We start from the raw sequence: 23,797 nt of genomic DNA, 5'->3' as shown, positions 1-23,797 counted from the left end.
GAAGGCCTTGGGGGCCAACCCCCGACCAGCCCACGTCTCACCGCTTGGGAGGCGATACTTCGGCGCCACCTTGCCAAGCTTGCGGCCCTTTCGGAACTCCGTGGCAGCCTTGGCGGCACGCGCCGGCTTGGTGTCGATCGTCTCCCCGATGAGCTTGGCCACCTGCCGCCGCTGGGCCGGACTGAGGACCTTCGCATACTTCTGCAGGACCGCCATGGCTTTGGGCACCTCGCCGTCGCGCTTCTCGACCAGCTTCTTCTGGGCTTCGAGGTGTTTGATTTCGGCGTTGAGGGATTTCAGGGTGGTCAGGGCCAAGGGGCACCTCCGTTCAAGAGATCCATGGGTAATAGCCCATAGGCTGGGTAGAGGCCAAATAGTGGCCGGAAGTTGGATTACGGGCGCATAGCCGCTACGCGGCTCATCTGCTCGATACGGGACAGGACGAAGCGACGCTTGGCTTGCCTCAAATGGCAGTATGCCAATACGCACCGGGACGCATGGCTGGCGCGGTGCAGGTGTGTCAACTCCAAGGGCGTCACGGTGCGCCACTGCGGCACCTGCCCTTCCTTCGTGTAGAGGAAGCGAACATCGTTGCCTTCCTCCATCGCTTGGCGAATCTCCATCGACACCGGATCGGTGAACGCGGCCATGGGGTCATGCCTCTGGCGCCGAAACGCCCCGTTGCGCCAAGCCGGCACCAGGAAAATCGCCAAGCCAGCCGCGATGGGAAGCGCGCGTTTCCACCATGGGGTGGGGTCGCGCCCAGGCACAACGCCCCGGTGGTGTGAACACGCACCTGTTTCCCCGATAGAGGGCGAGTGCCAACCGTCGGCGCATCGCGACGGAGGGTTGGATTCGTCGAGCAGCGCGAACAGCAGACTGGCCACGGCAAGGGCCAACACCGACGCCCCGATCTCGCGCTCACCGAAACGCATCAAGCTGCGGCCTTGAAGAGCTCGTAATACGGCGCGCGCCTATCGTGAAAAGCCCTCACTTCGTCTTCGTCAGAGTGGCACATGTCAACGCCCTCTCGCGGCAATGCGGGCGTTCAAGTCATCTGCGAAGGCCAGCACGGCATCCGCCAGGGCCTCCACCTCGCCGGTGGTCGCATAGACGGCCTCGGTGCGATCCTTGTTCTGCCCGAACCGATGAACGATGTCATGTCGCTTTGATGCGGCTGCAGTGAATCCATATGTGTCATGGCTAGGCATCTCTATGTCCAGCAAAGCCGCCAGGAACGGCCAGTTGCTGCGCCAGCGGTGCCAGACCATGTCCTTCATACCGTTGTGGACACGCTGCCGCCGCCCCTCCAGTTCCAACTGTTCTCCGCCCATCATGTCTTTCAACCGGCGATCACTCGAGAAGGATGGCCCTGCGGCCACCAGACGGTCGACGCTCTCATCTTCGTTGGCCAGCCACCACACACCCGTTTCCCACAGGAAAGTTTCCAGTGCGGTGATCAGCGCGGCGTAAACCAAGTTCCTTGCCTGAAACTTGCCGTGCTCGGGCCCTTCCATCTGCAATACCAGCCTCAGGTCGCCCACCCGTTTCCGGAGATCTTGAATGGGGCTGTCGGCGGTTTCGACCTCAACATCCCAGTCCTCCTCAGCCGTGAGCGCCGTCGGTGCAAACTCATCCCCTATCTCGGCGAGGATGTCGGCCACCAGCCGCTCGATCGTGTCGAAGTCGGCAATCCCTGCGAATCGTTCCATAAGCACGTCGCGGGGATGCCAGGGACCACCGCGGGTGTAGATGTAGCCCACTTCGGAGCTGTAGGGGGTTTCGTAAGCCGGATCGCAGTAACGGGCCATCAGCCACTGCCGCATCGCGGCCGATTGCTGATCGGGATCGGCTGCGCGCAACCAGTTGTCATCGACCTCACAGGTGTGTAGGTAGCTGCAGGCCTCGGAATTAACCTCCGGCAATTCGTCGTCCAACCCCAACATTCGCTTAGAAAAGCTCATTGCCCCTCCTCAACGCCCACCAAGCAGGCCCATGCCGGCGCACATGATGTTGATCCGGCGGTTTACGGGATCGATGTGGTCACCAGCCTCGTTTTCAATTACATCGGCGCCTTCGACCAACGGCATCCAAAATCCTCCGTCCGTGGGAGAACGAAGTTAACAGCTCCTGAAACCGGGCTTCCAGTAACTAGAGCTGGCCCGTCCATTGGTCAAGGGCAGTCCAAGGGCAGTCACGGCACATCTTGACACCCACCGCCTTGGGGAGCGATAACTCCATTGCCGCGAGGGGAAACACCCCCGGCGTATTGCCTGCTTAGCTCAAGGCAACAGGTTCCCGATCCGATCGCACAAGCGACGACGGGATGGTTTTTCCTGTCTTTTGAGATCTAAGCATGCCCAAACTCCAACGCTTGAGAATCGACGCTTTCCACGCCCAGAAGGGCCGCTGCTGCTATTGCAGCTTTCCGATGTGGAACGTCTCTCCCGATGAACTAAAGCCGTTCGGCCTGCGCGCCAAAACGGCCAGGCCGCTCCGTTGCACCGCCGAGCACCTGGTCGCCCAGCAAGAAGGCGGCAAGGACGTGGCCGGCAACATCGCTGCCGCCTGCTGGCTTTGCAACACACGCCGGCACAAACGCAAATCGCCGCCCTCCCCCGAGGCTTACCGCGCCTTCGTGCAGAAACGTCTGGCTAAGGGCAAGTGGCACCCGCCGAGCGTGGCCCAGCTAAGACGCCGATAGGATCCACAACTGTACTGAGGACGAACAGAAGGCTGGGGTACAACCGGAGGCTCCACTAAGATGCGGGAATGCCGGTATCCCCTCCCCTTGAATATCGCCTGTTGAACGCCTTCGGCGCAATTGAGGCCACCGGAAGGCCGGTACAGACCAGATCGCAGTAGCTGATCTTGATGGCATCCACTCCAGGCTCTTTGGCATCAACGGAAATTCTGGAAACCCTGCAGAGCGAATCGTTGATATTTTAGACGTTGAAGTTGCTACTTTTCTGCAGGCTCCGGATGGCGTCAACTTCGAGAATAAGGTTGTGCTGGCGATTGCTACGCGCCTGCAAGCAGAGCGATTTATGGCGGCGATCCTAGCAAGGCCGCCCCGATAGGAACGGCCGCAGCCAGCTAGCGAGCCGAGGCGCAACTAGACCCTATTCTGACCGCAGGGCGGCTCTCCACATGACGTGTCTTCCCACTTCATCTGGGCCAAGCACGCAGGCAGCCTTGGTCCGGAGCAAGAACGGCAACCCGCGCTGCGGCGGGAGAGCGGGGCCTTGGAATGACGACATGTCGTTCCCGAGCTTTAACGCGAGTGCACGCTGCGCGGCTCGCGCGAATAGCTCGACATGCAGCCTGGCGGGTGGCTACAGCGGCGTCCACCGTCCCAACTCCGCCCATCGATTGGAGCGTTGTCGAGAGGAGGCAAGCGCCGCAACCATGCGTTCGCGAAGATCCCCTCAGGATTTCACCTACTCAGGCGCCGGCCAATCCTTCACTGCAAACGATTTTCTGCGTGTGGTGTCGAAATCGACCTGAGAAATCCGCACTTCCGCCCTCTGCACTGAATAGCGTCCTTTCAGATATTCCTCAATATGACCCGATCCAGGGGCAGCATCGAGATCGACCGAATAAACTCGATAGAAGGGCTCATACTCATCCAAATCATCATCAAACTTGCTATCGAATATCCAGAGGCACCCATCCTCAGAGCGGACTGCGATGAGTCGGGGAACATCATGGAAGTCTCGATATTCGATAATTTCGAAAAAACGATCATTGCTCATCAGTTGATCCTTTCGACCTTGGGGACAGGATTCGCCCTAGCTTCGCCAAAGGTACTAGCTCCGCCACCTTCTCTCACGTTCACGTGCTGCCCGTTCATTTGACCACTCCGTGTCGGCTCCGGTGCAACGTCGACTCGCCCGCCTGACCCACGGATCTCGCCCGCAGTAGACGTTCTAATTGTCCCATGAGGCACGCCAGCACCAGCCTCCTGCACACTGCGGCCTTGAGAGCCGGAGAACACAGTCCCTGGCGGGGGCATTTCCGCAGTCCCTCCTCTAACAATGATTGTGGCATCAGGAGCGTCGCCGGGGGCGTGCAAGTCACCCGCCCCCTTCCCGGATCCGAGACTCTCTCTCACCGCTTGCTTGATGAAGGGAGCCGCTATTGCGCGGATCAGCCCGGGAACGACGGCACCAGAGGCCGCAACTGTGATGAGCGCTTGTCCGCTACTGTTGAACGCATCATCTCCTAGTTCGTTCCCGAACCCAGGGTTCCCCATCGGGTCGACATTCGAGAACCACTCTTCATCCCGTCCATCTGGATCTCGATAGTTGAACGGCGAATTGTTCGCATACACGTATCGATTGAACCCACTTCCAGGCTGCTCATAAGCCGTGACCGGGTCGACCGAGAGGAATCGACCAACCACAGGATCGTAGTAGCGCTGCTCCATGTAGGAGAGGGAGGTATGGATATCGCTGACATGTCCTGCATAGCCAATTCCCTCTCGGGGGATACCCCTAACAAGCCCTCCAAACGGATCATAGAAGCTTCCAAAAATCAGACTGCCTGACGCATTTGTGGCGGCAACAGGGGTCTTCACTCCATCCAAATGCATGTACTCAGGCTGTGTAACTCCATCGGAACCTGTCTTCAGCGCCGCGACCAGAGTGCCATTCAGATATAGATATTCGACAGATGTTCCGTCCCTCTCGCTGTACTGCCTACGAAGACTCCCCTCACTGTCGTACATAGAGAGAATCGAGCCGCTACCCTGCAACCACGCCAAGACACGACGTCCATGGCCGTCATAGCGATAATTCTCCGGACCCGGCGCAGAGCGCAGCCGGTTTCCGAAGTCGAATACGAATGCCTGGCCATTCCGCATCAACAGGTTCCCCTGCACGTCGTAGGCCAAGCCCGTCGTCGTTGCGCCGTCACTCGACATGACATTAGTCAGCCGATTACTGGAATCGTAGGCGTAAGTGTGATCTTTGCCTCCAGACATCTTGGCGCTCAACGTGTTGTCGAGAACGTCATATGCGTAGCGAATCACTCCATCACCGCCGAAGGCAACCGACGTAGCTTGCGTCAGGCGTCCAATGCCGTCGTAGATCATCTGCCTGTTACGGCCCGCGTCGATTGAATCGAGGATAGCGCTGACATTTGCGCTGGCGTCGTATGCATAGGTCAGGTCAACGACGCCGGGTGACGCAGTGGTCCGGGAAGGCAGGTTCCGTACATTCAACTCCTGCACGAACTGAACTCCGTTACCGTAAGCAAATCGCCGTGGGCTTCCGTTGGAATGGTACTCAGCGCCACTCACATAGCTACCGACGCGGCTGGGCTGGCCCAGGGCATTCGGATCCAGAGCAATGAACATGCCGCTCGGGTACTGGATACCCGAGCGCGAGGCGTTGGCGTCGTAAGAGTAGCCCAGCCCCCACGTGAACCAACCGGGCTGTGACGTGGATTCGCCCGTCATCAGCCTTCGCTTGTTATAGCTGTAGGCATTGGTAGTCTGGGTCGTTCCACCGTCGTTGAGCGTGACTATCTGTGTTGGAAGCCCATCTGCGGCGTAAGTCCAGGTCTGGCTTCCATTGCCGTCGGGGAACGTCAGCGTCGAAATCCTGTTACGCGCATCGTACGTCCGATCAATACGTCGCCCGGATCCCTGCGCTGCTGCCAGATCACAGTTGGCGGCATCCGGAAGGTTCAAGCCACTGGCGGTCCAGAGGGTGTTGCCGGCGCCATCCTGGGCAATGACCGTAGCCCCGGACTCTGGCTCTATGGCCTTGCACAATTTCCCACCAGCGCCGTACACAAGCGTACGCTGCAAGCGCACACTGCCGTCTTCATTGCGACGCACGATTGCCACCGGCCGCCCATAGCGATCTCGGGGAATATCAGTGAACTGCCCTTCGGGTGCGCTTATGGCAAGAGCTTCAGACTGCGCCGGTGTACCGAACGCAAGGTACTGCACGCGGGTGGTAAAGCCTCGTGGATCCACCGTGGCGCGTCTGTTGCCCGCCTCGTAGGTGATGACGCTCGTTGCCATTCCCAATTCGGTATCCTGGGAAACCGATGTGGGGCGTCCCAAGGCATCGTACTCTGTCCAAGTACCCTTCAGAGGCGGAAGCGTTACGCGGGTATTGGTATTGGCTGTGGCATCTCCAAATCGGCCCACACCTTCCTGATTCATCCGCCACTGCAACGGGTATTGCCCGGCTACGGAAGGTGCGGTGATCGTGAATAGAAATTCCACGATGCCATTGGGGGGCACATCATGCGGTAGGGGAATGCGTGCGGCGCTCCACACGGTGTTGTCGGCAGGATTCTCGGTTGCCAGTGCGTAGCCCGCTCCGCTGCTCCACGTCGTCTCGCCTATGTTGCGGAAGCGCAGCCGCATCTGCATCGTGCTGCCCGTCTCCATACTGATCGGGAAGCCGCCGCCCTCTTCGGTTCGCGCGTTGTTCACAGGCGCGGTTACGTTGACCGCCACATTTGGCGTGGCGGGCCCGAACCAGCCCTTTCCATCAGCCCACATCTGTCTCTGGAAGTTGTAGACGCCCGGCGTTGTTGGCGCCTGCATTGGCACAGGGATATCTACTGTTTCGCCCGGCGCCACTGCGCGAGGCAGAGGGATGCGCGCCCCGCCCCATAGCGTGGAATCGGTTGGATTCTGCGACCCCAACCAGTAGCTGCCCGGATACCACGTGGTGTCGCCGGTGTTCTTCATGCTTACTACGGCGGATTGGCTCCCCGCAGTCTTCATTTCACTGGCTACGGATTGACTGTGGTACTCAGCGCCGTTGACCGGTTGCCATATGAAGAAGCCGATCTGGCCTGAAGCAAGCCCAAACCAGTTCCCATTCCTGTGCATCTGGAATGACACGCCATACCAACCTCCATTGGTCGCGCCCGTGCTGGGAACCAGAGTGACGTTGAACGTCGCTGTTGCTCCAGGCGGCACTGGCCCAGGGACGGGCAGGCTAGATGACTGCCAGTACGCCGGATTGTCGTTGGGCATGCTGAGTGCATATCCACCTTCCGGGGTCCACGTGGTTTCCCCGGTATTCCTCATCGTGACCGTCGCCACGAACGGCTGGCCGGCTACCACGCGATTTGTTGACAGCGATGCAGACACCATCTCGGCCGAGTTAACAGGTTCCGGAGGAGCATTGACAGTGATGACCACAGGCCCACTCTGCAGCGACCTTACAATCTCCTCCCCGTTGTTGTTGCGGATGCCCTGCGCCGTCAGCATGTACTGATACGTTCCTGGAGGCAGACCATGTACCGTGTACGCGCCATACGCGAAATTGGTAACCAGCGCGCCGTTTTGCGTCAGCCGGACATTGTCGATGTACTCGGACTTGGGACCCGCATTGGTACTTCCGAACTCGACCGTCATGGTCACAGTTGCTGGAGCTGTGTAGACGGTCTGCGCCGGGCCGGTCAGCCTGACCCAGGCTTGGGCGTGTACGCCGGGACTGATCGCTAGCGCCATGATCATCAGCAGCAGTGCGCCCAGCCAGCGCGACTGAACGCTCCCTTCCATCATTGTCGGCACTCGCATCAGGGCCCCTCCACGCGATAGCGACCGGGATAGGACTGGAATATCGTCCTGCCGGCGTGGTCATAGGATGTGATGACCTGCCGCAGCGTTGAACTGCGATTGGTTGCGTCGTACTCCTCGGTGAGCACAGGACGCATCAACGCGTCATGCCAAGTGATACGCCGGGCATTTCCGGTTGATTCCGTGCGACGCCAGTGCCCTGCTGCCAACCCTCGTTCAGACCCGGTCGTCCGCTGATAGCTGATGATCGAATCATTCCACGCCACGCTATCACCGCCGGGATACTGGATGAGAGCCAAGCGACCGGCCGCGTCGTAGCCGTAGGATGTGGTCGCCGCGGTTTCGTCGGTTCTGCTCAATAGCCAGCCGTTGTCGTCCACCGTGGCGGAGATGCTGGTGCCATCGGCGTACAGAATGCGCCGAGGCGTGCCCCGCTTGTAATCCTGCAGTTGTGTTGCGTTGCCGTTGCCATCAACCACCTGCGTGAGGTTCCCCAGCGAGTCATAGGCCAGCGTTTGCCTCAGCTTTCCGAACACCCAGATGGATTGCGGGAGGGACTGTGCATTGAACTCGGTGCGCTGTTGCTCGATACCAGTGTCGACATCTTCCACGCGTTCCTTTTGGCCCAAGGTCCAGTTAGCGAGATCGTCATGGAATACAACCCTGTCTTTGGCCACGCCCAGATCGCTTCCCCTGTAGGTCTGGACCGGCCTCGCAAAGAGGTCGAATAGATCCACCCGCTCGGTATATGCCGTGGCCTCGCGCGTGGTGACGACCTGCTTCTGCGGCTCGATGAGTCCTTCGGTTGGGGTCATGATGCTCAGCGATTGCCCCACCAGAGGAATGAACTGACCAGCAGCCTCTTCCTTGCTCAGATACTGGTATTTCACGCCTTGAAGCGTCACACCCGCAGCATTGGCGGTTCGGGTCTCCAGCACCTTGCCTTCGTCGACGCGCGGCCGCACGCCGAACAGATAGCTGGTGACGCTTCCGTCAGGCTCCGTCACCGTCGTCCAGCGACCCTCGGCTGAAAAGCCATCCTGGAAGCCGTAGGTGGTTGTCATTGATGGCAGACCCGATCCACTGATGGTCCGCTGCTGCAGGTTCCAGACACCGATGTAGGGTGTCTGCTCAGGCGACGAGCACGGGCTGATGTCGGTAGCGCGGTAGAAGTAGCGATAGGCCAGTGAGTAGGTAGACACCGCACCCGCCGGATGACCCACCGCGTAGCTGTAGGGGCCGTAGACGGTTCCCATACGGGGATCGCACTCGGAGCCCTCCGGCGTAGGTCCAAAATTGGGTGGCCGCAGGGTGCCGCTCACGGTGTAGGTCCACCGCGTGCCGTCGGGAAGCACTACGGCAGCCAGTCCACCATCAATACGTGAACCCAGTACGCCGGGTTCGCGGTACTGGTAGGTCCATGTTCGGCCGTTGGCCGAGGCACTTGTAATGCGGTCGCCGGAGTAGCCAAGGGTGATGGCACGTCCGTCACTGCTGGTGATGGACGTCAGCTTGTCCCCGTTGTATCCGTAATTGACCCAGTTGCCGAAACGATCCTCCACGCGCGTCGCCATGAAAAAAACATGGGTTCGTGACAGCGACCGGGTTGGTGCCAGCGGATTATCCTTGTAATTCATCCGGGTCATTTCGCGCGTCACGACCCAGTTGAGGTAGTACTTCGTCCCATCCGGCGTGACCGCCAGGAACGCTTCGCCAGGTTCTCCGTTCTCGGTCTGCGGCAAGCAGCGGACGCGCACGTTGCCGGCTGTCACCCAAGGATAGTTCTGCCCATCGGCGGGCATGGGGATGCCGGCTGATGCCACCAGCATCTGCGCGCTCCCTTGCCCCGGCAGATTCAGACCATAGCCGTTCCAGAACACGGTTTCCGGGTAATAGGAAATGCCGCCTTCGCCAATGTAGGGGCGCTTCTGCTGTGAGCAGCGCTGGAAGCGGCTCGCGTCGTTATCGGGCCCAACCACCCATCCGCGGGCGCTGAAAACACCCTCCAAGTGTGGAACGTCGATATCCCAGTCGTAGAAGCCGGCAAGGTCGCCAGGCTTGCTGTCCTGATACAGGTAGCGCTCACTGATGGTGCGCTTGCGACTCAGCGCCACAGGCGGCCCAGCGTTGCCCGGGATGGCGATGTCTGTGACCGAAAAGCTCAACTGCCCGTTGAACAGAGAAATGCTCTCGCCGAAGGCTCCTGCATCAAGCTTCCCAAGCTGCTGGGCCTTGCCAATGCGATTGGCGTATTCGGACTCGACCTCCACGAATTCCTGCGCCGAAACCGACCTTGCAGCAAAGCACAGCAAGACTGGAGCGAGCCACCATCCCTTGCATCCCATGATGTTCCCCTGGCGAGAATGAACGACCTGTTCATGCAGTTTTGCCGATTCTGCACGTTCACCCGATCGTGCACTCGTCAGAAAAGCCCGCATTGTCCTGTAGGTTTTTTCCTAGTCGGGCCCACCCAGCCGGTGCGTTTTTGCTTTGAAAGTTTGGAAAAACCCTTTAGGGGCGCCTTCACGCACTTCGCAAGCGTTACAACTCAGTGGGTTGAAGATGCAACCGTTCGTTACCCCACGGAGCATCCCGATGATAGAACTGAACCAAATCGACACCTTTCCAACGCGTCAGCGGCTTAGCGCCGCCGGGCCTGAGCCAATTATGCGAGGGACCGCAGGGACCTGCGAGATCGCGAGGCGGGCCAGCTGGCCAACTTGGAACGGGCGGCCCGAGCATGACTGGTGACGCGGTGTCCTTCAGCATGGATGCGGGGAGCGAGGTGATGACCTATCTGGGGTTGACCTTTCGGAAGAACTGAAACTGGACTTATTTGGCTGACAAGCGGGTCGATCCCCGTGTCTGCGGTACTTTTGTTCCAGCTTCCATAAGCAATGTCGACAAGCGGAAAGACTGGTAGCGATGTATCACCCTGCACTGTCAGACATACTCTTGGCACGCAGGAAGCTGGCGAAATCGTCGTCCCCAACGCTCTTAGCCTCCTCTTCCGGCTCTCCCTCTTCCACGCTCGCTCCTGCCGCAAGCAGTGCCTCGGCGATCTGACGCTTCACCTCGAAATTGAGCTCCATATCACGGGCCAGCCAGACCAAGGGAGGCTGATCCTCATCGTCGTCTGTGTAGGTATACGCATCCGGGTCCAGCCCAGTAGTCAAAAGCGCCCTCACGAGCTCCACGTCCCCCATCACGCAAGCGTTGTGAAGCTGGGGATACATCAGTGACCGCCCACGCTCGTGAAGGCCTTCTGGCAGCGCCTTCACTGCGTCCAGCATCTCATCGAAGCGTTCGCGGAAAGCCTCACTGCCTCCGTAGAGGTCGTCGAAGCCCATGGCGGCTGCAATGCTTGCGTTCATATCTTTTCCTCTCTGAACTTGAGGGACCATCACCTATCCAAGTGGGTGCTACGCGCTACGGCATCGGCCTTGGCCAATTGCGCGCTGTCTATAAAACATTCCCTTAGTCGCCTCCACCGGGCCCGTCTGCCGCGTCACGACACTTCTTTGCCTCGGGCGAAAGGCCGCCCGGACACACCAGTCGCATCCCCTGGCGCCCAACGCGCCTCCAAATCGCTTGCCTGCTGGGCAGCCCTGGCTTCGCGGAGTTCTCGCATCACCGTCTGAAGCACGTTTGCGCAAGCGCAGTGGTAGGCCTCACGCGTCTCACCGTCGACCCAAGGCGCCTGCAGGGCCACCTCGACTGTGGCATCCCACACGTCGCCACGTTCTAGCGCACCGCTGAGCACTTGGTCGTTCACCACCAAAACATGCCCCGCCACCCGGCCGTCCACCAATGCCCACTCATGGGGAACCACGGCAATGTCATCGAGCGTGGCCAGCGATGCGATTCGCCCCAACTTCTTCTGCAGCCGGCTTGCATCGTCCCGCGCCTGCCGCAAGGCCAATTCGATTTCCAGCTCACGGACCCGTTGCTGGGCCGCGTCCAGTTCGTCGATCAAGCGACGCTCTTTGACACTGCGCCCCACGCGTGAGGCCTGCCAAGCCACAAGTTCCGTGTAGGGGTAACGAACGTGCTCGTTCGCCCCTCCTCCAGCACGGCCGGCACCTTTGACGAAAGGCGGCCCGGCCGGAGGCGTTCGACGGCGCCACTCCCCCAGCGTGTCGAAGTGGACCCCCAGGTAACGCGCCGCTGCCTTGGTGCTGATCGTCGGAGGCGGCAAGCCTGCGGCGGCTTTGTTCAGTTCAGCATCCAGTGCCGCAGAGCGCTGCTCCAGGTAGTCCTCTTCTTTACGCTGGCATTCCATTGGGTCGCTCCTTACTTATCGTCGCGCCGGTTTCTTGCTGAGAAAATCGAGACTGGCGCATCGCCGGATTCGTCCAGCCGAGGCTTGTCCGTGCCTTTCAAGCGGTTCCAAACACGCGGACTTGTCGCCACCATATGTTCCTCCACCCTGCCCATGGCCTCGCGGAGCTTGGACCACTCCTGCTCGGTGTAACGTTCCGAAACGGCGGCCATGCGATCTTCGCCGCGGCCCAATGTGCGATGGTGGAGCAATTGGGAGACGATCCGGCTCTCGCCGAACAGGAGGGCGGCGTAACGGCCGAGCGTCCGGCGCAGATCGTGGAGGGTCAGACCAATGTCCACCTCTGCCCGCAGATCGAGCAACCCCGCGTCCCGGCGCACGTTTGCCACGATGCTCTTACTGTCAGAGTAATGCCCCGTCGTGCTTCGGTCCGATCGGGCGGGAAACACAAACATGGTTTTGGCCAGCGCGCGACGTGCCCTCTCCGCCTCTTTCTCCAGCCGGTCCAGCAGATCCCGGCGAGCACGCCGGGCTCGGGCGGCGGACAAGACTTCTTCCGCGTCCGCCAAGTCTTGCTTGAGCCTCGTTTCGTCCGCGCGCTCGTCGAAACGCCGCTGGAGGATCTTTTCAGCAAAATAGGCCACCGGCAGGTAGCGCTCCTCGCCGTTCTTGGTGTCAAACAGGTAGACCTGAGACCCTGCCCGCCTCGTATAAGGGTTGACCTCATCCGGCCCGGCCAACCAGACCCAGGACACCTCCGACTGACGCAGCTCGCCCGGGGAGCACCGGTCAAACCAACGCAGGGGAGCGGCCTCGCCGCGGCGGGTGCCCCAGAGCAGGGTCAGCAGCAGGTAGTCCGCGCCGGTGGCGTTCAAGCCGCCCTGCTCGTCCCGCCTGGCCAAGATCACCTTTAGGACCGTGGGCAGCGTGTCGTCCCCCAACGGATTGCGCACTTCCGCGCGCTCGTAGTGCCGGCGAAGTGCTTGCGAGTCCCGCAGCATGTCGTCGTCGTGGATGACCTGGAACGGGTTGTAGCGCAGCACCGGGTCACGCTGCTGCTGAGCCGCCGCTTTGCGTTCTCGCTTCAGCACCAGGTCGACCGCCCTCTTCGCGTCTGTGAACGCGTGCTCGGTCGACGCCAAACCGGCCGCTTTGACTCGCTGGATGTACTTCCCGGTCACGCCCAACGTTTCGAGCTGTTGCGTGGAGAGCGCGGCCCAATCCGACTGGTCTGCCAGTGCTTGGCGCATCGGGGTGGGGATCCGGTTGGAGCGCACCATGGACGATCGCCGCAGGCCGTCGAACGCACGGTGGATGTCCTTGTCCAGAAGCTGAAGGATCGGTTTGTCCGCGAGCCCGACTTCCGGGCGGGCAAACCGCGCCAAGCTATCCTGGATGGCCCGGATGCTGGCGGGCTTGGCTTTCTTGTTGCGGACGCGCTTCTGCAGGTCCTCAACGTAGGCCGCAAAGCAATCCGCCAGCGTGAGCCCCTTCAGCTCCACCAACTGCTCGGCTCGGGCCTCTTCCTTCGAAGGATGCTCGCCCGTTTCTCGAACCACGGCCAACTTCCGTCGCGCCAACTCGTAGGCTTGCTCCGGTCCGATGTCGGTGACGCTGCCCAGGGAGAACCGACGAACCCCGGCCGGGCCTCGGACCACGACTTCGTAAGTGGTGCGGGTGGTGCCTACGTAGAACCCGAACCCCGTCGGAGCACCTTGGTTGCCGTCCAGGACGCGGTAAGGCTTCCCGGCGTCTTCGGGCAGCCGAGGGGCGATGACTACCCTTCCCTGCTTGCCTTCGACGGGGCCTTTGGCCACGCTCAGTTCGCAGATTTGCCGGTAGGTCAGCTTAAACTTGGTGCCTCGGCGGCGCGGGGCCGCAACAACCGTATCCATGGTCGATCCGCCGTCTGTCCGTCGCAACATCGATTTGATCCTCTTTGAGTGACTGGCGCAACCGCGGCGCAACGAAGAACCCCGTTACTTGCCGCAAGTGGCCTGGATTGATCGCTACAACCCGTAGGAAGTTCTCTTGCAAACCTCTGATTCAAAAGCGAAACCGTCTGCATCGAAGTCCAGCGCAGAGCACACGCCCCTCATGAAGCAGTTCTTCGCAGCCAAGTCCGACTATCCGGACCTGCTGCTGTTCTTCCGCATGGGCGACTTCTACGAGCTGTTCTACGACGACGCGCGCAAGGCCGCGCGCCTGCTCGACATCACCCTGACCCAGCGCGGCAGCTCCGGTGGTGCACCGATTCCGATGGCCGGTGTGCCGGTGCACGCCTACGAGGGCTACCTGGCACGGCTGGTGGCGCTGGGCGAGTCGGTGGCGATCTGCGAACAGATCGGCGACCCGGCACTGGCCAAGGGTCTGGTCGAACGCAAGGTGGTGCGTATCGTCACCCCGGGCACCGTTACCGACGAAGCGCTGCTGGACGAGCGCCGCGACACCCTGCTGATGGCCCTGTCGCGCAACAAGAGCGGCTATGGGCTGGCCTGGGCCGACCTGGCCGGCGGCCGATTCCTGGTCAACGAAGTCGACACCGATGACGCGCTGGAGGCCGAGCTGGCCCGTCTGGAACCGGCCGAACTGCTGGTGCCGGATGAAGAGAACTGGCCCGACTTCCTGCGCCAGCGCAGCGGCGTGCGTCGCCGCGCGCCGTGGCTGTTCGACGCCGACAGTGGTCGCCGCCAGCTGCTGAACTTCTTCAAGCTGCACGACCTCAGCGGCTTCGGCATCGACGACAAGCCGCGCGCCACGGCCGCTGCCGGCGCCCTGCTCGGCTATGTCGAGGAAACCCAGAAGCAGCGCCTGCCGCACCTGACCTCCATCTCGATGGAGACCGCCAGCGAAGCGATTGCGATGAATGCGGCAACGCGACGCCATCTGGAGCTGGACACCCGCGTCGACGGCGATACCCGCAACACCCTGCTCGGCGTGCTCGACAGCACGGTGACGCCGATGGGTGGCCGCCTGCTGCGCCGCTGGCTGCATCGACCGCTGCGCCTGCGCGAGGTGCTGGTGCAGCGCCACCACGCGGTGGAGACACTGATCGACCGCGGCAGCGACGCCGACATCCGCGAGCAGTTCCGCCGCCTCGGCGACCTCGAACGCATCCTCACCCGCGTCGCCCTGCGCTCGGCACGGCCGCGCGACTTCTCGACGCTGCGCGATGGCCTCGGCCTTCTGCCGGCCGTACGCGAGGTGCTGGCACCGTTGGATTCACCGCGACTGCAGACCCTGCACGCCGCGCTCGGCGAGCACGACGAGTGCGCGCACCTGCTGGCCAGCGCCATTGCCGAAATGCCGCCGCTCAAGCTCAGCGATGGTGGCGTGCTGGCCGATGGCTTCGACGCCGAGCTGGATGAACTGCGGCGTCTGTCGACCCACGCCGACCAGTTCCTGGTCGACCTGGAACAGCGCGAGCGCGAAAGCAGCGGCATCGCCACCCTGAAGGTCGGCTACAACCGTGTGCACGGCTATTACATCGAAATCAGCAAGGGCCAGTCCGAGCGCGCGCCGGTGCATTACACCCGCCGCCAGACACTGACCAACGCCGAGCGCTACATCACCGAAGAACTGAAGGCATTCGAGGACAAGGTGCTGTCCGCCCGTGACCGTTCGCTGTCGCGCGAGAAGTACCTGTACGAGCAGCTGCTGGACACGCTGGGCACGCAGCTGGAACCGCTCAAGCAGTGCGCCGCCGCCCTCAGCGAACTGGACGTGCTGGCCGCCTTCGCCGAGCGTGCGCAGGCGCTGGACTGGGCGCGTCCGGAACTGCAGGCCGAGCCGTGCCTGAAGATCGAACGCGGCCGCCATCCGGTGGTGGAAGCGGTGCGTGACCAGCCGTTCGAGCCCAACGATCTGGACCTGCACCCGGACCGTCGCATGCTGGTCATCACCGGCCCGAACATGGGCGGTAAATCGACCTACATGCGGCAGAACGCGCTGATCGTGCTGCTGGCCCACATCGGCAGCTTCGTGCCGGCCAGCCGCGCGCTGATCGGCCCGATCGACCGCATCCTGACCCGCATCGGCGCCGGCGACGATCTTGCCCGCGGGCAGTCGACCTTCATGGTCGAGATGGCTGAAACCAGCTACATCCTGCATCACGCCACCGCACATTCGCTGGTGCTGATGGATGAGATCGGCCGCGGTACTTCGACCTACGATGGCCTGGCCCTGGCCGACGCGGTGGCGCGCCACCTCGCCTACGAAAACCGCTGCTACACGCTGTTTGCCACCCATTACTTCGAACTGACCGCGCTGGCCGACGAACAGCACGAGGGCGGCCGCAGCGGCATCGCCAACGTGCACCTGGATGCCGTGGAGCACGGCGAAGCGCTGGTGTTCATGCACGCGGTCAAGGACGGCCCGGCCAACCGCAGCTTCGGCCTGCAGGTGGCTGCCCTTGCCGGCCTGCCGCGTGCCACCGTGGCGCAGGCGCGCCGACGCCTGGCCGAGCTGGAGCAGCGCGGCGGCGAAAGCCATGCCGCCGAGCTCGCCCCGCAGGCGCTGGATGCACCTCAGCAGTTCGGACTGTTCGCCGCCCCGCCGAACAAGGCGCAGGAGGCGCTGGCCGCGATCGACCCGGACGAGCTGACGCCGAAGCAGGCACTGGAAGCGCTGTACCGGTTGAAGGCGCTGTTGTAATCCCGGCTGCCGGGCATGGCCCGGCGCTACCGCTGTAGAGCCGAGCCCACGCTCGGCTGGCTTTCTCACTTCCGTCGTGTACACGGCGTTATGCTCGGGCGGTTCGTCCTTCACAGACCGGAGACCGCCATGAACACCGAATCCCTCGCTGCATCCCTCTTCCAGCAGCTGCAGCAGGGCCAAGGCCTGCAGCAGGTGTCACAGCAGCTCGGCCTGGACAGCAGCCAGGCCACCCAGGCCGTCGGCAGCGCCCTGCCCCTGCTGCTCGGCGCGATGGGCCAGAACGCCAGTGAGCCGCAGGGTGCGCAGTCCCTTCTCAATGCCCTGCAGCGCGACCACCTCGGTTCGGCCGGCGGCGGTGGTGGCGGTTTCGATCTCGGCAGCATCCTCGGCGCGGTGATGGGCGGCGGCGGCGGCAACGCCACCAACGGTGCCGGCATCCTCGGCCACGTCTTCGGTGGGCAGACCTCACAGGCGGCCGAAGCGCTGGGCCAGAAGACCGGCCTGGACAGCGGCAAGTCCAGTCAGCTGCTGGCGATTCTCGCCCCCATCGTCATGTCGTTCCTGGCCCAGCGGTTTGCCCAGAGCGGCAACGCCGGCCAGCTCAGCCAGGCCCTGGGCCAGGAAGCACAGCAATCCGGCGGCGGCATCGGCAGCCTGCTCGGCGGTGCGCTCGACCAGGACGGCGATGGCCAGTTCGGCGCCAGCGATCTGCTCAAGCTCGGCGCGGGCCTGCTCAAGCGCTGATCGCGCACAACGATCCAAGCGCTGCCGATCATAGGCAGCCACTATCGCAGCGGTTGAATCAATCGAATTTACCCATCGTTAGGCGATGCCTATGGTGGGTAAGCGATCTGATTCCCTCATTCGCCAGTCCACAGGTAGAGACCCATGAAAAGCGAAGCGAAGTGCCCGTTCAACCATGCCGTCGTCGGTGATGCGACGACCAACCGCGACTGGTGGCCGAACCAGCTGCGCGTGGACCTGCTCAACCAGCACTCCACGCGCTCCAACCCCCTCGATGCGGACTTCGACTACGCCACGGCCTTCAACGGGCTGGACTACAGCGCGCTGAAGGCCGACCTGAAGGCGTTGATGACCGACTCGCAGGACTGGTGGCCGGCCGACTTCGGTCACTACGGCGGCCTGTTCATCCGCATGGCGTGGCACAGCGCCGGTACCTACCGCATCGACGATGGCCGTGGCGGCGGTGGTCGCGGCCAGCAGCGCTTCGCCCCGCTCAACAGCTGGCCGGACAACGTCAGCCTGGACAAGGCGCGACGCCTGCTGTGGCCGATCAAGCAGAAGTATGGCCAGGCCATTTCCTGGGCCGACCTGCTGATCCTGACCGGTAACGTCGCACTGGAATCGATGGGCTTCAAGACGCTCGGCTTTGCCGGCGGCCGTCCCGATACCTGGGAGCCGGACCAGGATGTGTACTGGGGCCGCGAGACCACGTGGCTCGGCGGCGACGTGCGTTACAAGCACGGCTCGGAGGGCGTGGAAGAGAACCACGGCGTGCTGGTGTCCGATGACGACGCTGATGGCGACGTGCATTCGCGCAAACTGGAAAACCCGCTGGCCGCCGTGCAGATGGGCCTGATCTACGTGAACCCGGAAGGCCCGGACGGCAATCCCGATCCGGTGCTGGCCGCGCATGACATCCGTGACACCTTCGGCCGCATGGCGATGGACGATGAAGAAACCGTCGCCCTGATCGCCGGTGGCCACAGCTTCGGCAAGACCCACGGTGCCGGCCCGGCCGACAACGTCGGCAAGGAACCGGAAGCGGCGGGCCTGGAAAGCCAGGGCCTGGGCTGGGCCAACAGCTTCGGCAGCGGCAAGGGTGGCGACACCATCACCAGCGGCCTGGAAGTAACCTGGACCCGTACGCCCGCACAGTGGAGCCATGACTTCTTCGAGATCCTGTTCGGCCACGAATGGGAACTGAGCAAGAGCCCGGCCGGTGCCCACCAGTGGGTCGCCAAGAACGCGGATGCGGTGATCCCCGATGCGCACGATCCGTCGAAGAAGCACCGCCCGACCATGCTGACCACCGACCTGTCGCTGCGCATGGACCCGGCCTACGAAAAAATCTCGCGGAAATTCCTTGCGGATCCGCAAGCCTTCGCCGATGCGTTCGCCCGCGCCTGGTTCAAGCTGACCCATCGCGACATGGGCCCGCGTGCGCGCTACCTGGGCCCGGAAGTTCCGGCCGAGGAATTCATCTGGCAGGACCCGGTGCCGGAAGCGAAGCACCCGCTGATCGACGCCAAGGACATCGCCGCGCTGAAGCAGAAGATTGCGGCGACCGGCCTGAGCGTGGCTGAGCTGGTGTCCACGGCTTGGGCCTCGGCGTCGACCTTCCGCGGCTCGGACAAGCGCGGTGGTGCCAACGGTGCGCGTGTGCGCCTGGCACCGCAGAAGGACTGGGCGGTGAACCAGCCGCAGCAGTTGGCCAAGGTGTTGGCCGCGCTGGAAAAGGTCCAGGCCGAGTTCAACGGCGCAGGCAGCAAGCAGGTGTCGCTGGCCGACCTGATCGTGCTGGCCGGTGGCGTCGGCATCGAGCAAGCGGCAAAGGCCGGCGGCCACGACCTGAGCGTGCCGTTCACCCCGGGCCGCACCGATGCCAGCCAGGAGCAGACCGACGTCGAATCGTTCGCGGTACTGGAGCCGGCTGCCGACGGTTTCCGCAACTACCTCAAGGGCGCTTACAGCGTGCCGGGTGAGGCACTGTTGATCGACAAGGCACAGCTGCTGACCCTGACCGCACCGGAAATGACCGCGCTGGTCGGTGGTCTGCGCGTGCTCGGCGCCAACGTCGATGGCGGTAAGCACGGCGTGTTCACCAACCGACCCGGCACGTTGAGCAACGACTTCTTCGTCAACCTGCTGGACATGGGCACGACCTGGAAGGCGACCGGCCGCGAAAGCTATGAAGGCCGCGGCCGCAATGATGGCGCTGCACGCTGGACCGGCACCCGTGCGGACCTGGTGTTCGGCTCCAACGCCGTGCTGCGTGCATTGGCCGAGGTGTATGCCAGTGCCGATGGCGAGAAGAAGTTCGTGCAGGATTTCGTCGCCGCCTGGACGCGGGTGATGGAACTGGACCGCTACGACCTGCACGGCTGACATGCTCTGGTAGGTGCCAACCTTGGTTGGCACATGGCACAACGCCCACCAAGGTGGGCGTCTACCAAAGCGTTCGCGCCATGATTCGGTAGGTGCCAACCTTGGTTGGCACATGGCACAACGCCCACCAAGGTGGGCGTCTACCGATGCAACCGCCGGGCGTGGCCCGGCGCTACCGCGTAGGCGTCAGCGCGCTCCGGCCTTCAGCCGCTCCAGAATCGGTGAGAACAGCGGCGCCTGCATCGAACGCGGCGGCTGCACGGCTTCCCCCTTCTCGACCGCCTGCCAGTACGACCACGGCAGCGGCTTGTCGCCCAGCTCGTAGTCCATGCCGTCCCAGCCGTCTTCGCGGAATGCATAGAACGCCCAATGCACCTTCTGCTGCTCGGCCACCGCCAATACATCGCGCAAGTAGGCGCCGCAATCCGGCCAGCGACGCATGCAGCCGAACTCACCGATCACCATGCGGTTGGCGCCGATGCCATGTGTCTTCGCCCAGTCCATCGGCTGCTGCAGGTAGCTGCGCACGCGCGCCGAATCCCAGCGCTCGCTGCGGTCGCCGAACGGCACTTCGGCGGGATAGCGGTACGGCGTGCTGCGCTTCTGGTTCGGCGCACTGGTGGCCGCATACGGCTCGTACATGTGCACGCTGTACAGCAGCTTCGCGTCGTCCAGCGGCGCTGGCCAGTAATCGAAGGCATCGGCCGCCGCGTACCAGCCAGCGTCGAGCATCAGCGGCATGTCTGTATCGACCGCGCGCACGCTTGCCACCAGCTCCTTGTACAGCTGGCGCAGATCGCGCGGCCCACCCTGCACCCCGGCGTACCACTTGAGCATGTCCTCGCGGGAGGCATGTTCTGCCAGCGCGGTGCCGTATTCCGGCGCCGGCTCATTGATCAGGTTGTAGCCGGCCAACGCCGGATGCCCCTTCAGCGCGGCGGCCAGATCACGCCAGAAGCGCTGCGCAGGTACGTGGTTGTCGAAGGACTGCCACAGGCGCTGGTCGACCACATCGCCGTTCTTCTGCTTCCAGCGCAGCAAGGGCAGCGACAGCGGCACCAGCACCACCTTCAGGCCCACGGCATTGGCGTCATCCAGCGCGCGACGCAACGTGGTCACGTCAGCCTGGACCAGGCCCTGGTAGTGGTCGGCATCGCCCATCAGGAAGTCGCGGCCGCCGCCACTGCGCCACTTGTCCGGGGTCAGTCGTACCCAGGTGGCGCCGGTGTCACGCAGGGCCTGGAAGTAGGCGCGGTCGGGCGGTGCTTCATTGAAGCTGTTGCCACCGCGCTGCGGGGTATCCCAGAAGGTGATGTCGGCGGCGAACACCGGGACGGCCGCGGACAGGGCCAGGCACAGCAGGCTGCGGCGCAGGAACATGGTGGGCTTCCATGAAGAGGACCGTCCAACGTGCGGGGCGCAAGCCGAACGGTGGCTGAGCGCGGGCGGCAAGCGCCCACCAAGGTGGGCGGCTACCAGAGCGCGGGCCGGTTCAGTCCGGCCACTGCGTCACAACGCGTCAAGATCACCCAGGGCGCGGATCAACCGTCGTGCGCGCTTGTCCGGTTTGTGCTCCGGTGCCTGATAGCCATCACGCGCAGCAATGCGCAGTGCACGCAGTTCGGCGCGACGCGCTTTGGAGGCCTCGCTCTCGGCATACAGCTGCTGCGCCACCGGCGCCGGTCCGCGCTGGTCGCTCAGGCCCAGCACCTGGATCTCGAAGTGTTCTTCACCGCGATCGACCAGCAGCTGCTCCCCCACACGCACCGCGCGCGAGGATTTCGGGCGCTGCCCGGCCACGGATACCTTGCCGGTCTCGATGGCCTGTTTGGCCAGGCTGCGGGTCTTGAAGAAGCGGGCCGCCCACAGCCAGATGTCCAGACGGACGCTGGGCGCCAACGGGGAAAGCTCGGACATCGGTAGGGACTACTCCGTTCGCTTGTTCAGGGGGCGTGGATTGTCGGGGTCGGTACGGCAACCAGTGCCCCCGATCAATGCCGGCGTTCCGGCCGCCAGATCCTGGCGCTGGCTGCCGACCAGGCACTCGGGGCGGTCGGTCGGCCGCACCTGGGCATCGCCCAGCCGGTCACCTGACGAACATGCGGCCAGTGCCGCTGCGATCAAGGCCACCGCGATCATCCGCATCGCCTGCTGTCGTTGATGCATTGCCACATCCTGCAAACCGGCTTGATGCTAGTGTGCGCCTCCCGGTAATCGATCACCACTCCATGGCCAAAGCGCCGCTTGACCTGACCTCCGGCCCGATCGGCCGCAACCTGCTGCTGTTCGCGCTGCCGATCCTGGCAGGCAACATCGCGCAGTCGCTGAACGGCTCGGTGAATGCGGTATGGGTGGGGCGCTTCCTCGGCGAAGCGGCACTGACCGCGACCGCGAACGCCAACAACATCATGTTCTTCCTGATCGGTTCGGTGTTCGGCTTCGGCATGGCCTCGACCATCCTGATCGGCCAGGCCATCGGTGCACGCGACATTGCCCAGGCACGGCGCGTGGTCGGCACCAGCGCCACGTTCTTCATCGGCCTGTCGGTGATCATCGCCATCGCCGGCTGGTTCCTGGCCCACCCGCTGCTGGCAGCGATGGGCACGCCCGCCGCCTCGCTGCCCCTGGCCGAGGCCTACCTGCGCATCATCTTCCTGGCGATGCCGACGCTGTACGCCTTCGCCTTCCTCAGTGCGGCACTGCGCGGTGCCGGCGACTCGCGCACACCGTTCCGTTTCCTGCTGGTCTCGGTGGTGCTGGACATCGCCCTGAACCCGGTGCTGATCTTCGGCATGGGGCCGTTCCCGGAACTGGGCATCGCCGGCTCGGCCTGGGCCACGCTGGTGTCGCAGACGCTGTCGCTGGCCGGCCTGCTGCTGTACATGCGGCACAAACGGCACACGCTGTGGCTGGGCCGCGCCGACATGCACCTGTTCAAGCTGGACATGACCATCCTGCGTGCGCTGGTGGTCAAGGGCGTGCCGATGGGCCTGCAGATGGTACTGATCTCGCTGTCGGTGATCATGCTGATGACGATGGTCAACCAGTACGGCACCGACACCGGCGCGGCCTACGGCGCGTCGCTGCAGCTGTGGAACTACGTGCAGATGCCGGCGATGGCGATCGGTGCGGCGTGTTCGTCGATGGCCGCGCAGAATGTCGGTGCGCAGCGCTGGGATCGCGTGCGCGGTACCGCACGCCAGGGCATCGCGTTCAACTTCCTGCTGACCGGCGCGTTGATCCTGCCGCTGGTACTGCTGGACCAGTATTCGCTGGCCTTGTTCCTGCCGCAGGGCAGCGAGTCCCTGCAGATCGCGCGGCACCTGAACCACATCGTGATCGGTTCGTTCCTGTTCTTCGGCGTCAGCTTCGTGATCTCCGGCGTGGTGCGGTCCACCGGCGCGGTGCTGCCGCCGCTGCTGATCCTGGCAGCGTCGCTGTGGGGCGTGCGCGTGCCATTCGCCGAATTCCTGCAGCCGTACTGGGGCGCCGACGCGATCTGGTGGAGCTTCCCGGCCGGTTCACTGGTGTCGATGCTGCTGTCGCTCGCGTATTACCGCTGGGGTGGCTGGCGCAAGGCGAGGATGATCAGCAAGCCGGTGCACGCGGAGGAACTGGCCACGCCATCGGAGATTCCGGCCTGCCCGCCGTCGCCGGTGGCCGACCCGGATGCGGTGACCCGGTAGCGCCGGGCCACGCCCGGCGAGCGCAGCGGTTGCCAGAAATCCGCCGGGCATGGCCCGGCACTACCGCTTTTTCTTCGTGGCGTTGTGCTTTGCGGCCGCACGCATCAGGGCTTTGAACGCCGCGGAATTCGGCATTTCGCCTTCGTGGATGTCGATCGCGCGGCGCGTGCCGCCTTCCAGGCTGGCATTGAACAGGCCCTTCGGATCCGGCAACGCAGCGCCGTGGGCGAAGGTCAGCTTCACCGCCTGCTTGTAGCATTCGCCGGTGCACAGGATGCCGTTGTGTTCCCACACCGGAGTGCCGCGCCACTTCCAGGTTTCCTCCACGTCCGGCAGCGCCTCGTGGATCAGCGCGCGCACGCGGGCGAGGATGTCGCCGCGCCAATCACCGAGCCCGGCAATACGAGCATCGATCAGTGCGGCGGCGGGGAGAGCAGCATCTGCGGGATCGGTCTTCTGCGTGGCCATCGTGTGGTCTCGTACGGGGAA

Annotated in this window: 17 protein-coding genes and 1 pseudogene; 5 read left to right on the top strand and 13 right to left on the bottom strand. The window is 63.3% G+C overall.

Going from position 1 to position 23,797, the window contains the following annotated elements; all coding sequences use genetic code 11:
* Positions 1–42: 42 nt before the first annotated feature.
* The 3 genes and pseudogenes from QP457_RS21585 to QP457_RS06500 all read right to left on the bottom strand — a co-directional run.
* A pseudogene (locus QP457_RS21585) lies at positions 43–228 on the bottom strand (histone-like nucleoid-structuring protein); the annotation flags it as partial.
* A gap of 164 nt (positions 229–392) precedes the next feature.
* Positions 393–935, bottom strand: a complete 543-nt coding sequence (locus QP457_RS06505) for a WYL domain-containing protein (protein ID WP_286041339.1) — start codon at positions 933–935, stop codon at positions 393–395.
* A gap of 84 nt (positions 936–1,019) precedes the next feature.
* The gene (locus QP457_RS06500) at positions 1,020–1,964 is read right to left on the bottom strand and encodes a hypothetical protein (protein WP_205404891.1); all 945 of its coding nucleotides are present in this window, start codon (positions 1,962–1,964) and stop codon (positions 1,020–1,022) included.
* A 392-nt stretch (positions 1,965–2,356) separates the two neighbouring features.
* Here QP457_RS06500 and QP457_RS06495 point away from each other — a divergent pair, with 392 nt between their 5' ends.
* The gene (locus QP457_RS06495) at positions 2,357–2,704 is read left to right on the top strand and encodes an HNH endonuclease (protein WP_205404892.1); all 348 of its coding nucleotides are present in this window, start codon (positions 2,357–2,359) and stop codon (positions 2,702–2,704) included.
* Between the two features lie 736 nt (positions 2,705–3,440).
* Here the strand turns inward: QP457_RS06495 and QP457_RS06490 are convergent.
* The 6 genes from QP457_RS06490 to QP457_RS06465 form a co-directional block, all read right to left on the bottom strand.
* A complete protein-coding gene (locus tag QP457_RS06490) occupies positions 3,441–3,755 on the bottom strand; it encodes a hypothetical protein (RefSeq protein WP_205404893.1) in 315 nt (104 codons plus the stop codon).
* Positions 3,755–7,555, bottom strand: coding sequence for an RHS repeat-associated core domain-containing protein (locus tag QP457_RS06485; RefSeq protein ID WP_205404894.1), 3,801 nt, complete (start codon positions 7,553–7,555; stop codon positions 3,755–3,757). The genes QP457_RS06490 and QP457_RS06485 overlap by 1 nt, the downstream gene beginning before the upstream one ends.
* Positions 7,555–9,993 (bottom strand): RHS repeat protein, encoded by a 2,439-nt coding sequence (locus QP457_RS06480; RefSeq protein WP_205404895.1) that lies wholly within the window; start codon positions 9,991–9,993, stop codon positions 7,555–7,557. Before QP457_RS06480 ends, QP457_RS06485 begins: the two co-directional genes overlap by 1 nt.
* 492 nt (positions 9,994–10,485) lie before the next feature.
* Positions 10,486–10,929: a hypothetical protein gene (locus QP457_RS06475; RefSeq protein ID WP_205404896.1), complete on the bottom strand. Its 444-nt coding sequence runs from the start codon at positions 10,927–10,929 to the stop codon at positions 10,486–10,488.
* A gap of 134 nt (positions 10,930–11,063) precedes the next feature.
* The gene (locus QP457_RS06470; RefSeq protein ID WP_205404897.1) at positions 11,064–11,837 is read right to left on the bottom strand and encodes a nucleotide-binding protein; all 774 of its coding nucleotides are present in this window, start codon (positions 11,835–11,837) and stop codon (positions 11,064–11,066) included.
* A gap of 11 nt (positions 11,838–11,848) precedes the next feature.
* Positions 11,849–13,732 carry an integrase gene (locus tag QP457_RS06465; RefSeq protein ID WP_240196485.1) on the bottom strand — a complete coding sequence of 628 codons (1,884 nt, stop codon included), beginning with the start codon at positions 13,730–13,732 and terminating at the stop codon, positions 11,849–11,851.
* A 202-nt stretch (positions 13,733–13,934) separates the two neighbouring features.
* On the opposite strand from QP457_RS06465, the gene mutS reads away from it, so the two are divergent.
* The 3 genes from mutS to katG all read left to right on the top strand — a co-directional run bounded on the left by mutS (position 13,935) and on the right by katG (position 19,622).
* Entirely contained in the window at positions 13,935–16,490 is a 2,556-nt protein-coding gene (mutS, locus tag QP457_RS06460) for a DNA mismatch repair protein MutS (RefSeq protein WP_240196486.1), read from the top strand.
* A gap of 129 nt (positions 16,491–16,619) precedes the next feature.
* Positions 16,620–17,237, top strand: coding sequence for a DUF937 domain-containing protein (locus QP457_RS06455; RefSeq protein ID WP_089239664.1), 618 nt, complete (start codon positions 16,620–16,622; stop codon positions 17,235–17,237).
* 144 nt (positions 17,238–17,381) lie between these two features.
* Entirely contained in the window at positions 17,382–19,622 is a 2,241-nt protein-coding gene (gene katG / locus QP457_RS06450; protein ID WP_205404900.1) for a catalase/peroxidase HPI, read from the top strand.
* A 186-nt stretch (positions 19,623–19,808) separates the two neighbouring features.
* Here katG and QP457_RS06445 read toward each other — a convergent pair whose 3' ends face one another.
* The 3 genes from QP457_RS06445 to QP457_RS06435 all read right to left on the bottom strand — a co-directional run bounded on the left by QP457_RS06445 (position 19,809) and on the right by QP457_RS06435 (position 21,788).
* The gene (locus QP457_RS06445; RefSeq protein WP_240196487.1) at positions 19,809–21,002 is read right to left on the bottom strand and encodes a cellulase family glycosylhydrolase; all 1,194 of its coding nucleotides are present in this window, start codon (positions 21,000–21,002) and stop codon (positions 19,809–19,811) included.
* Between the two features lie 129 nt (positions 21,003–21,131).
* On the bottom strand, positions 21,132–21,539 hold the full coding sequence (locus tag QP457_RS06440; protein ID WP_089239660.1) for an RNA-binding S4 domain-containing protein: 408 nt from the start codon (positions 21,537–21,539) through the stop codon (positions 21,132–21,134).
* Between the two features lie 9 nt (positions 21,540–21,548).
* Positions 21,549–21,788 (bottom strand): hypothetical protein, encoded by a 240-nt coding sequence (locus QP457_RS06435; protein WP_205404901.1) that lies wholly within the window; start codon positions 21,786–21,788, stop codon positions 21,549–21,551.
* A gap of 62 nt (positions 21,789–21,850) precedes the next feature.
* Here QP457_RS06435 and QP457_RS06430 point away from each other — a divergent pair, with 62 nt between their 5' ends.
* The gene (locus QP457_RS06430; RefSeq protein ID WP_164281011.1) at positions 21,851–23,308 is read left to right on the top strand and encodes an MATE family efflux transporter; all 1,458 of its coding nucleotides are present in this window, start codon (positions 21,851–21,853) and stop codon (positions 23,306–23,308) included.
* Between the two features lie 60 nt (positions 23,309–23,368).
* On the opposite strand, the gene QP457_RS06425 is transcribed toward QP457_RS06430, so the two are convergent.
* Positions 23,369–23,776 (bottom strand): DUF1801 domain-containing protein, encoded by a 408-nt coding sequence (locus QP457_RS06425; RefSeq protein WP_205404902.1) that lies wholly within the window; start codon positions 23,774–23,776, stop codon positions 23,369–23,371.
* Positions 23,777–23,797: the final 21 nt, after the last annotated feature.

It is taken from the genome of Stenotrophomonas sp. As-7, from assembly GCF_030291015.1.
GTDB classification, from domain to species: domain Bacteria; phylum Pseudomonadota; class Gammaproteobacteria; order Xanthomonadales; family Xanthomonadaceae; genus Stenotrophomonas; species Stenotrophomonas lactitubi.
This window is presented reverse-complemented; position numbering and strand designations above follow the sequence as displayed.